Below are 9,876 nucleotides of genomic sequence, written 5' to 3'. Positions count from 1 at the left end.
TCGATCGATGATCTGGTGGCGGCGTCGACCTCCCGCTCGGAGACGGAGCCCAGCCACCGGGAGAAACGCCGCAGCGTGGCGATCACGATGTTGTCGGAGAGCGCCAGTCCGAGGGCCAGCCCCTCGCCCTGCCGATCGTTGGTCACCATGCCGATCCCCCGCGCGATCGCCTCGCGCGGGCTGCGCGGCTGAATACGGACGCCGTCGCGCCGGATCTCACCATCCGACGGTCGGTAGCCGCCGAAGAGCGTGAACAGGAGCTCGCTGATCCCCGCGCCTTTGAGGCCGGCCAGCCCCACCACCTCGCGCGCACGGACGTCGAGCGAGACGCCGTCGTAGATGCCGTCGAGCGAGAGCGATCGGGTGCTCAGCAGGGGCGTCGCGGTCGGGTCGGTGGGGTCGCGATCGGCGTCCTGCGCGTGGCCCTCCTGCCATTCCGCGGTGGCCCCCAGCATCATTCTGATGATCGTGGCCTCGTCGAGATCGTCTCCCGCGCTCAGCACGCCGCCGATCTGCCCGTCGCGCACCACGACGACGCGATTGGAGATCTCGACGACCTCGCGCATGTCGTGTCCGATGAACACGATGCCGACCCCGCTGCTGGCGATCTGCCGGACCACGGTGAAGAGGTGCTCGACCTCTTTCGCGTTGAGCGTCGCCGTGACCTCGTCCAGGATGAGGATGCGCGGCCTGGCGAGCATGGCGCGAGCGATGGCGACGACGCCGCGGTCGATGAGGGGGAGGTTGCGCACCCAGCGCCTCGGGATCGACCCCGTACCCGAGGGATTCCAGGACGGCGCGCTCTCGTCGATCATCGCCCGTCGTCGGAGCGTTCCGCCGTGGCTGAGCAGCTCGCGTTGAGGAAGATGTTCTCGTAGACGGAGAGCTGGTCCACGAGGGTCGGCTCCTGGTGGACCATGCCGATGCCCTGGCGCTCCGCGTCGCGCGGCGTGCGCAGGTGCACTTTCTTACCCGCGATGTGGATGACGCCGCTGTCGGGCGAGTGGATGCCGGCGATGATCGACGACAACGTGGACTTCCCGGCGCCGTTGGTGCCAACGAGGGAGACGATCTCGCCCGCCGTCAGCTCGAAGCTCACGTCGGTGAGGACGGCGTTGCCGAAGAAGGACTTGTTGATGGCGTCCAGTTGGAGCAGCAGATCGGTCATGCAACATCCCTTCGGCGCGCCCCGGTTAGGTGGATCGTACACATGGTCACACCTCGATCTTCTTCATGCGCCGGAGCCGCTGGCTGTCGGCCCGCTTGCTGACGGCCGTGAAGATGAGCACGACGAAGCCGGACACGGCCATCTGCGCGTAGTAGTTGAACCCGAACGAGCTGAGGATCTGGAGCAAGAGGGTGAACGCGACAGTCGCGAGCACGACACCCGAGATCCGTCCCTCACCGCCGCGCACCCCGACGCCACCGAGGATGGCGATGACGATGCTCTGCAACGCGAAGTTCGCGTTCTGGCCGACGTCGACGCCCTGCATGCGCGACATATTGAGGATCGCGGCGACGGCGATGATGGCGCCCGCGACCGCGTAGGCGACGACGCGCCAGCGCCTCGTGTCCACGCCGGTGAGCGCCGCCGCGTGCGCGTTACCCCCCGTCGCGTAGAGACGGGGGCCGAGGCTTCGTCCAGTTCATGAAGAACGACATGATGAGCGCGGCCAGCACGAAGCAGACGAAGCTCCACGGGATGAGGCCGGCGATGAACGCGTTGCCGATGAACTCGGACCCTTCGACGTCTTGGAAGGCGACGGGCGTTCCCTGTGAGAGGACATATCCGGCACCGATCATGATGAAGCTCATGCCGATCGTGACCACGAACGAGGGCACTTTCAGATAGGCGATGAGAATGCCCATCACGATGCCGATCCCCACGGAGTAGAGCACCGTGAGTCCCACGATGAGCCACCAGCCACCGGTCAGCACGCCGGTGAGGCCGACGAGGAGGCCCCGTCCCGTCATCGCGTAGGTGATCTGGTCGGCCGAGTACGCCGCGAGCAGGGGAGCGACGACGAGGGTCGCGCCGAGGGCGAGATCGATCTCCCGCACGATGAGCGCGAGCGCCTGCGCGATAGCGAGCAATCCTCCCACGACGCACGCGACGAGGATGACGCGGATGTTCGCCGGCTGCAGGAATCCGCCGCCGAGTGTGAGCTGGCCGACGAGCAGGAGGACGACGATGACCGCGACGAGCATGAGGTCGAGCATGAGCCATCCGGGAAGACCCCGGCGGGTGCGGGACGAGACCTCGCGGAGCACCTCGGTCATGACGCATCCTCCTTCGTCGCCCGGCGGTTGAGTATGCCGAACAGGAACACGACGGCGATCACGAGCACGCCCTGCATCGCGAGGCTGAAGTAGCTGCCCAGGCGGAACAAGGCCAGCATGTTGATGAAGACGCCGAGTGTGAGCGTGCCGATCAGCACGGCCGCGATCGACCCCCTGCCGCCGAAGAGGGACACGCCGCTCAGCACGGCGATCGCGATGGCGGTGATCTCCTGCCCGGTGCCGATGTCACGGCCGCGTTGCCGATCTGCGCGCTCAGCAGGTAGCCGGACAGCGCTGCGCAGAACCCCGAGATCGTGAACGCGATGATGCGGATGCGGTCGACGCGCACGCCACTCATCCAGGCGGCGCGCCGGTTCGTGCCGACGAAGTACATGCGCCGTCCGAACGCGGTGCGTGCCGTCACCCACCACAGCAGTGCGGCGATGAGGACGCAGATCACGAACGCGAGGGGGACTCCGAGGAGGTTCGCCCTGCTGGGAGCCGAGTAGAGCGGGTAGCGGTCCTCGAAGAACTTCGTCTGCGAGTTGACCACCGCGGCGAGCCCGCCGAACAGGCTGAGCGTTCCGATCGTCACGATCAGGGACGGCACCCGCAGTCTCGTGACGACGAATCCGTTTACGAGCCCGCAGACCACCCCGACGACGAGGGCCATCACGATCGCGAGCAGCTGGTCGATGTCTACGAATCGCGTCGCGGTCATGACCGACACGGATGCGATCGCGCCGACGGACACGTCGATCTCGCCCGTCAGCAGCACCATCGACAGACCGATGGCCATGATTCCCGCGGGCGCATAGAGCCGCGTGATGTTGGCGAGGTTCGTCGGCGCGAAGAAGTTGGGGATGAACACGGCGGCGATGACGATGAACACCGCCAGGATCGCGATGACAGGAGCAGCGTGCTCGTCGCCGGCGAGGACCTCCGTGTCGTGGTCGGCATGCGGTAGAGACTCCGTTCTCAACGGGGCCGGCCGGAAGGAGGACCGGCCGGCCCGTGTAGTAGGTGGGAAGGCTCGAGGCCCGCCTCACCCGAAGGTGTACTGGATCCACTCCGAGGGCTTCAGCGTCTGCAGCCGAAGATCTTGTCGCCGTCCTTCGTCACCATGGGGATGTTCGGGGTCGCGACGTCCTGCGGGATGTCCTCCCCGGCGAGGATCTTGAGCGCGACGCGCATCTGCACATCGCCGATCAGCGGTGTGTACGGGGTGTTGACGGAGACCTTGCCGGCATCGAGGAGCGAGAAGATCTCCTTCGCGTCGTCCGTGGAGAGGATGATCAGCGGCTCGCCGCCGTCCCGAGTCAGGCGGCCGGCCTGCTCCGCGGCCTGTGCCGCGACGGCCGCCTTGTTGGAGTCCGCGCCGAAGACAGCGTCGATGTCGTTGTAGGTCGCGAACGCGTTCTGCGCGGCCTCGGCGGATGCCTGGCGGTTGTCGTCGATGTTCTCGTACTTGAGGACGGTGATCCCCGGGAAGTAGCTCAACACCTTCAGGAAATAGCCCCCGCGGATGTTGTCCGCGGTGCTTCCGGCGGGCTTGCCCAGCACCACGACGTTTCCGGCGACCTCCTCCCCGCCGCTCTCCTGTGCGAGCTTCCACACGAGGTACATGCCGTTCTGCGCCCCGTTGGCGGGGAAGTTGCCCGTGACGCGGGCCGCGACGTCGGCGTATCCGCTCGTGCGATCGGCGGTGATGACCGGGATGCCGGCCTCCTCGGCGCGCTTGACCGGGGCGGTGGACGAGGACTCCACCATCGGCCAGGTCACGATCGCGTCGACCTGCTTTGCGATCAGGGCGTCCATCTCGGTCGCGTACTTCGCCATGTCGAAGTTGTAGTCGCGGACGTCCAGGGTCACGTTGCTGTGGCGTCCAGCCTCGTAGCCCACGCTGTCCTGGTAGTTCGCGATCCAGGCATCCGACAGGCCGCCGGACAGCAGACCGATCGTGTACGTCTCGTTCGCGTCGCCGACGGGGCCCTCCGGGATCGGGATGTAGTCGTCCGAGAACGGCAGCTTCAGCTCCTGATCGGTGAATGGACCGGAGATCTCCCTGCCCATTCCGGAGGTCCATTCGAAGCCGTCGACCATCTCGGCAGCCGGATATGCCTCAGCGCCGTTGGCGAATCCCCGCGAGTTGTAGAGGTCGTGGATCTCCTTGTTGGCGTCCGACAGCGGCAGATTCACGAAGAAGTCGATCACCTGGGCGTCAGAGAGCCCCTCATCGGCGAGCGACTCGAAGAAGGCGAGCGCGTCGAGATCGGCCTTGTCCTTCACTTCGTCCAGAAGCGCAGCGACCGCCGGGTCGGAGCTCGTAGAGGCCGGCTCTTCGGAGCCGGCGGATGCGGGCGGCTGGTCCCGGTCCGCCGGGGAGCTGCAGCCGGCGGTGCCGATCAGCAGTGCTGCGAGGCCTATTCCCGCGATGAGACGGCCTGGACGTGTGGTCAGCTTCATGTTTCTTGCACCCTTCGTTGGACACTCCACGTCCCGCCTTCGGGACGGGCGGACACGGTGACGTCGTGATCGCGGCCGATCAGAACCATTGAAAGGAAACTACACAGATAGGGCAGCCATTGGCAAGAGAACTCGCCAGATCTCTGTTTTTCTTGCGGTGCGCCGGCTTCTCCCCTATCTTGGGTGAAAGATTACTACAAACTGCCCGGCGAACCGGGCTGAACAGAGGAGACCGTGTGTCATCTAGCGAGGCAACTGCGAGTGACGTCGTAGCGGACCTGAAGCGCATCGTCGGGGACGACGGCGTCCTGACGGACCGTGAGGCGCTGCTGCGTCCGGAGGGCGTGCTCGTGCGGCAGTTCGAGAAGGCCTTCGGCTACGAGCCCGAGTTCCTTCCCCTCTGCATCGCGCGCGTGCACAGCACAGAAGAGGTCGCGGCGGTCATGAAGCACTGCGACGACCACGGCATCAGCGTAATGCTCCAGGCAGGCGCCTCGAGCAGCGAAGACCAGCTGCTCGTCGTGAACGACAAGACCGTCATCGTCGACATGCGCGGCATGGACAAGCTGATCTCCCTCGACGAGGAGAACATGCAGGTCACAACACAGGGCGGCATGCGCCTGAAGGACCTCGAGGAACTCCTGAACGAGAAGGGCCTGACGACGGGGCACTGGCCCCAGTCCCAGCCGCTCGCCTGCATGGGGGGCCTGGTGTCCACCCGCAGCATCGGTCAGCTCAGCACGTACTACGGGGGCATCGAGGACATGCTCACGGGCATGGAGGCGGTGCTGCCCGACGGCGAGATCGTCCGGCTGCGTCCCGTCCCCCGCGCCGCCGCGGGTCCCGACCTGCGCCACACCATCATGGGCAGCGAGGGCGCGTGGGCCGCGATCACCGAAGTGACCATCAAGGTCTTCGTCGACTATTCCAAGGACCAGTGGCGCGGCGCCTACGTCGTCCCCAACTTCGAGAGCGGCCTCGACGCGATCCGAGAGGTCATCACCTCGGGCTATCGTCCCGCCGTCGTGCGTCTCTACGACAAGGCCGACATGGATATGAACTACGGCACGGTGGAGCTGGGCGAGGACGAGGCCTGCATGTTCTTCGTCGCCGAGGCGCCGCCGGAGATCGCGCAGGCGATCGGGGCGAAGATCGACCGCGTCGCGGAGGCGCACAGCGGCCGCTCCATCGGGACCGACGTCGTGGACCACTGGATGATCGAGCGCAACGCCGTCAACGCGGTGCTCGGGACCGAGCCCAACCGCGACAAGTACCGCGCGAGCAGGCTGTTCAACACGACGGTGGAGATCTCCGCCAGCTGGAGCGACATCAAGAAGATCTACCGCGACGTCATCTCTAACGTACCGGGAAAGATCGAGAACATGACGATGATCGGGGGTCACGTCTCGCACAGCTACCAGAACGGCACGAACATCTACTTCGTCTATCAGCTGGCGATCAAGGACGACGAGCCTCTGAACATGTGGCAGTCCGATCGCGCGGTCAAGGACGCCGTCGCCACCGAGGTGCTCAAGCAGCCCAGCGGGGGCATCGTGCACCACCACGGCGTCGGCAAGATGCGCGTGGCGCGCATCGCCGACGAGCTGGGCTCGGCGTTCCCGATCCTCGTCGGGCTGAAGAAGCTCTTCGACCCGAACAACACGATGAACCCGGGAACGCTCGTCCCCGAGGATGCGCTGAAAGACTGATCCGGTGGAGGGGTGGCGGCCGAGGCCGTCACCCCTCTTCCATCGACGAGGAGGCAGTGATGAAAGCTCCGTATCCGATCGGCGGGCTCGACGGCAGGATCGCCGCCGTCACAGGAGGCGCGCAGGGCATCGGCGGCGCGATCTGCCGCACACTGCACGCCTCCGGCGCGATCCCCGTCGTCATCGACCGCGACCCCGAGAGCGCACGGGCCGCGGCGCAGCAATGGGGCGGTCACTGGATCCAGGCCGACGTCACCGTCTCCGGCGAACTTGAGGACGCCGTCGATCGCATCGTGGCCGAGCACGGGCGCCTCGACGTGTGGGTCAACAACGCAGGCATCGTGATCGAGGTGCCCGCTCTCGATATGACCGACGAGGATTTCGCACGCATCTACGAGGTGAACGTGTTCGGCGCCTACTACGGAGCCCGCGCAGCAGCTCGGCGTATGGTCGAGCAGGGCTCGGGCTCGATCGTGAACATTGCCTCGATCTCGGCCCACATCGCCAACACGCCGCATCCCGGGGCGGCGTACAACTCGTCGAAGGCCGCGATCCTCGGCCTCACCAGGTCGCTCGCGAGCGAATGGGCGCCCCGGGGCGTACGGGTCAACTCCGTCTCCCCCAGCTACACGCGCACGGAGATGTTCGACAAGACGACGGCGGGCCGCGAAGCGATCACCGACGTCTGGTTCCGGATGACGCCGATGGGGCGCGCGGCGGAGACCGACGAGGTCGCGGCCGTCGTGGCGTTCCTCGCGTCCGACGCCGCGAGCTTCGTCACTGGTGCCGACTATCTCGTCGATGGAGGCTACACCGCCTGGTAGCGATATCTCGAGCCTCGGGATGGTGGGCGCGTGCATATCTCGTCCAGAGATGCTCCCGCCGACCTTGCGTCCCGACTGCGAGTCCGAGAAAGGTGCAAATGGTACGTGTCGCGGTCTAGATGGGAGTTCCAGACAGTTCAGGCCGTGGTTAGGCGCGCGAGACATGATCCCTCCGAGTCGGCCTGAACAACGGCGTGTGGCCCGACTCTTTTCGTGGAGGCGAGCCACAGTCGCGCTGGACAACCACCCCACCGTGACTTGGCGGGTGACGCCATGAGCGTCACCCGCCAAGCATTTTAGTTGGAGCGATGGATCGACTTGATCTCGAGGTATTCCTCGAACCCCGCTGCTCCGGCCTCTCGGCCAACACCCGACTTCTTGTATCCGCCGAACGGAGCCTCGTTGTTGAAACCGCCGCCGTTCACAGAAACTTGGCCGGTACGCAGTCGTCGGGCCACCTTCACTGCTCTGTCTTCATCGCCGGACCACACGCCACCCGCGAGGCCGAACTCGCTCTCGTTGGCCAGCGCGACCGCCTCTTCCTCGTCGCGGTACGGGACGATCGACAGGACGGGTCCGAAGATCTCCACCCGGTTGATCGTCATGTCGCTGGTCACACCTGAGAACACCGTGGGCTCGACGAAATAGCCTTTTCCGGTCGGACGGATGCCGCCGCCGGTGACCAGCGTTGCGCCTTCTTCGACGCCCGTGGCGATGAGCTCCTCGACGCGGTCGAGCTGCCGCGCGTTCACCACCGGCCCCAGCTGCGTCTTCTCGGAGAACGGATCGCCGTACACGAAGCTCTCGGCCGCGGACTTAGCGATCGCCTCGACCTCCGGCAGCAGGCTCTCGGGGACGAGCATGCGGGTGAGCGCCGTGCAGGTCTGCCCCGCGTTGAAGTAGCAGTTGGCGACGCCCGCGGCGACGGCCTCTTCCAGATCGGCGTCGTCGAGGATGATGTTCGCCGACTTTCCTCCGAGCTCCAGCGCGACCTTCTTCACCGTGGGCGCGGCGAGCTCGCTGACCCGTACGCCGGCGGCGGTCGAACCGGTGAACGAGACCATGTCGATGTCCGGCGAGGTGGCGATCGCCTCGCCGACGGGGACGCCGCGACCGCTGACGAGGTTGAGCACTCCGGCCGGCAGCCCGATCTCGTCGCACACCTCCGCGAGGATGTACGCGCTGAGCGGTGCGACCTCGCTGGGCTTGAGGACGACGGTGCAGCCCGCTGCTAGGCCATCACGGCCCCCGATAGAATCTGCGGCCAGTGCGGGAAGGAAGCGCCAGATGAAGCGACGGTCAACCCCACCGACCGCGAGACGACGAACCAAGCCAACCCTCGTGAGGACACACCTTGCGATCGTGACCGGTATCGACAATGCGGCCAGCGGACCCAGCGTCCATCACGAAATCGAGCTCGTCAAGGCCGGACTCCTCTACGCCGACACCATCGAGGTCCTGAGCCTGAGCAGCCGCATGGTGCGAGACGTCGTGAGTTTCAGCAACAACGAGCCTGGGGCTCTGCTGAATTTGATCGCCAGCTTGGATGACCAGACGCTCGCCCGCATGGGCGGCGGCAAGGTGGCAGAGAACCGCGAGCTGCTGCGCGCACTGTTCATGATCAACCCCGAGGCTGTGCGGGCACTGGCGAGCACCAGCCCAGAGTCCGCGGCTGGCATGGCCGACCTTGCCGGCCTGCTTGAAGAGGTAGGTAATCAGGCGGCGTCAGCGATGGGCGACATCCAGCGGATCGGCCAAGAAATGCGCGTCGAGTCCGGCGTTGCTGAGTTGGAGTCAGCCCTGTCGGGCACTCTCGTTCGGTTGAACGAGAACGTAGTCGTCAGCGACGATTCCGAACAAGTGATCAGCTCCTTCCTGAGCGAGTTGAAGCGCTACCTTCGCGACCCGAACATGTTCGTGCTGCTCGACGAGCAGATGGCTTCGATGACGAGGTCCCTCATCAGCGAGGGGCACGTGCGGCCTCCCGAGCGGTCGGTGAGCAACGCGGCCGAAGCCATTCTGGGCACAGGGCTGCTCTCGAGACTCCCCGCGTTCCCGTCGGTCCCGCTCAAAGAGGCGATGGAACTGAGGCAAGACCTCGATGACCCGCTCGATAGGTACCGCAGGAAGGTGGCACATCTGCGCGGACAGCTGCAAACCACACCGTTCAGTGAGCACGTGCAGGCCGAGGTGGATGCGGTCTGGCGGACTGAGGTTGGTCCCACGATCAACGACATCCGCACCGCCATGGCGGATCACTCGCTAGTGCGTGAGGTTGTTCGCAGCCTGGGAAGGAACGTGGGCGATATTGCCAAGGGCTGGGCGCCTGCCGCCCTTACCGTCTTTACGGGCACGCAGTTCCAGTTGGAGGGAGCCCTTACCGCCGGACTGGCGGCGGGGGCCGCGGTAGCCCCCGGCCTGGTCCAGGGAGCCATGGATAGTTATCGGGGCAAGTCAGCCACACAAAGACATGATCTCTACTATCTGTACGAACTTGACCGCCGCACTCAGCATTCGTGAGGCCGACAGTCACACCAGCACACTGTCACCCCACCTGCGCAGTCCCGGAGCGCGCCTATCTCGCCAGGGGCGCTGGG

10 protein-coding genes and 1 pseudogene are annotated in these 9,876 nt (G+C 65.8%); 3 read left to right on the top strand and 8 right to left on the bottom strand.

Annotated features, from left to right (window positions below; translation table 11 throughout):
• The 7 genes from ACX1D3_RS17080 to ACX1D3_RS17050 form a co-directional block, all read right to left on the bottom strand.
• The coding region (locus ACX1D3_RS17080; protein WP_458996647.1) for an ATP-binding cassette domain-containing protein at positions 1–815 on the bottom strand (815 nt) is incomplete at its 3' end.
• Entirely contained in the window at positions 812–1,168 is a 357-nt protein-coding gene (locus ACX1D3_RS17075) for an ATP-binding cassette domain-containing protein (RefSeq protein ID WP_458996646.1), read from the bottom strand. The genes ACX1D3_RS17080 and ACX1D3_RS17075, both read right to left, overlap by 4 nt.
• Positions 1,169–1,214: 46 nt before the next feature.
• A complete protein-coding gene (locus ACX1D3_RS17070) occupies positions 1,215–1,577 on the bottom strand; it encodes an ABC transporter permease (RefSeq protein ID WP_458996645.1) in 363 nt (120 codons plus the stop codon).
• A gap of 25 nt (positions 1,578–1,602) precedes the next feature.
• Complete coding sequence (locus ACX1D3_RS17065) at positions 1,603–2,280, bottom strand: ABC transporter permease subunit (RefSeq protein ID WP_458996644.1); 678 nt, start codon at positions 2,278–2,280, stop codon at positions 1,603–1,605.
• Complete coding sequence (locus tag ACX1D3_RS17060) at positions 2,277–2,474, bottom strand: hypothetical protein (RefSeq protein ID WP_458996643.1); 198 nt, start codon at positions 2,472–2,474, stop codon at positions 2,277–2,279. The genes ACX1D3_RS17065 and ACX1D3_RS17060 overlap by 4 nt, the downstream gene beginning before the upstream one ends.
• Before the next feature lie 5 nt (positions 2,475–2,479).
• Positions 2,480–3,262 (bottom strand): ABC transporter permease, encoded by a 783-nt coding sequence (locus ACX1D3_RS17055; RefSeq protein WP_458996642.1) that lies wholly within the window; start codon positions 3,260–3,262, stop codon positions 2,480–2,482.
• A 98-nt stretch (positions 3,263–3,360) separates the two neighbouring features.
• The gene (locus tag ACX1D3_RS17050; protein ID WP_458996641.1) at positions 3,361–4,746 is read right to left on the bottom strand and encodes a sugar ABC transporter substrate-binding protein; all 1,386 of its coding nucleotides are present in this window, start codon (positions 4,744–4,746) and stop codon (positions 3,361–3,363) included.
• 236 nt (positions 4,747–4,982) lie between these two features.
• Here ACX1D3_RS17050 and ACX1D3_RS17045 point away from each other — a divergent pair, with 236 nt between their 5' ends.
• Both ACX1D3_RS17045 and ACX1D3_RS17040 read left to right on the top strand, forming a co-directional pair.
• A complete protein-coding gene (locus tag ACX1D3_RS17045) occupies positions 4,983–6,455 on the top strand; it encodes an FAD-binding oxidoreductase (RefSeq protein ID WP_458996640.1) in 1,473 nt (490 codons plus the stop codon).
• A 59-nt stretch (positions 6,456–6,514) separates the two neighbouring features.
• Positions 6,515–7,279, top strand: coding sequence for an SDR family NAD(P)-dependent oxidoreductase (locus tag ACX1D3_RS17040; protein ID WP_458996639.1), 765 nt, complete (start codon positions 6,515–6,517; stop codon positions 7,277–7,279).
• A 296-nt stretch (positions 7,280–7,575) separates the two neighbouring features.
• Here the strand turns inward: ACX1D3_RS17040 and ACX1D3_RS17035 are convergent.
• A pseudogene (locus tag ACX1D3_RS17035) lies at positions 7,576–8,514 on the bottom strand (aldehyde dehydrogenase family protein); the annotation flags it as partial.
• Positions 8,515–8,641: 127 nt separating this feature from the next.
• On the opposite strand from ACX1D3_RS17035, the gene ACX1D3_RS17030 reads away from it, so the two are divergent.
• On the top strand, positions 8,642–9,799 hold the full coding sequence (locus tag ACX1D3_RS17030; RefSeq protein ID WP_458996638.1) for a hypothetical protein: 1,158 nt from the start codon (positions 8,642–8,644) through the stop codon (positions 9,797–9,799).
• Positions 9,800–9,876: the final 77 nt, after the last annotated feature.

This window comes from Tessaracoccus yangjingae (assembly GCF_054483935.1).
This window is presented reverse-complemented; position numbering and strand designations above follow the sequence as displayed.

What these genes read in the sequence shown, in the direction of transcription:
- ACX1D3_RS17075 (WP_458996646.1), bottom strand. Translation starts at nt 1,168, where the DNA reads ATGACCGATCTGCTGCTCCAACTGGACGCCATCAACAAGTCCTTCTTC.
- ACX1D3_RS17065 (WP_458996644.1), bottom strand. Translation starts at nt 2,280, where the DNA reads ATGACCGAGGTGCTCCGCGAGGTCTCGTCCCGCACCCGCCGGGGTCTT.
- ACX1D3_RS17050 (WP_458996641.1), bottom strand. Translation starts at nt 4,746, where the DNA reads ATGAAGCTGACCACACGTCCAGGCCGTCTCATCGCGGGAATAGGCCTC.
- ACX1D3_RS17040 (WP_458996639.1), top strand. Translation starts at nt 6,515, where the DNA reads ATGAAAGCTCCGTATCCGATCGGCGGGCTCGACGGCAGGATCGCCGCC.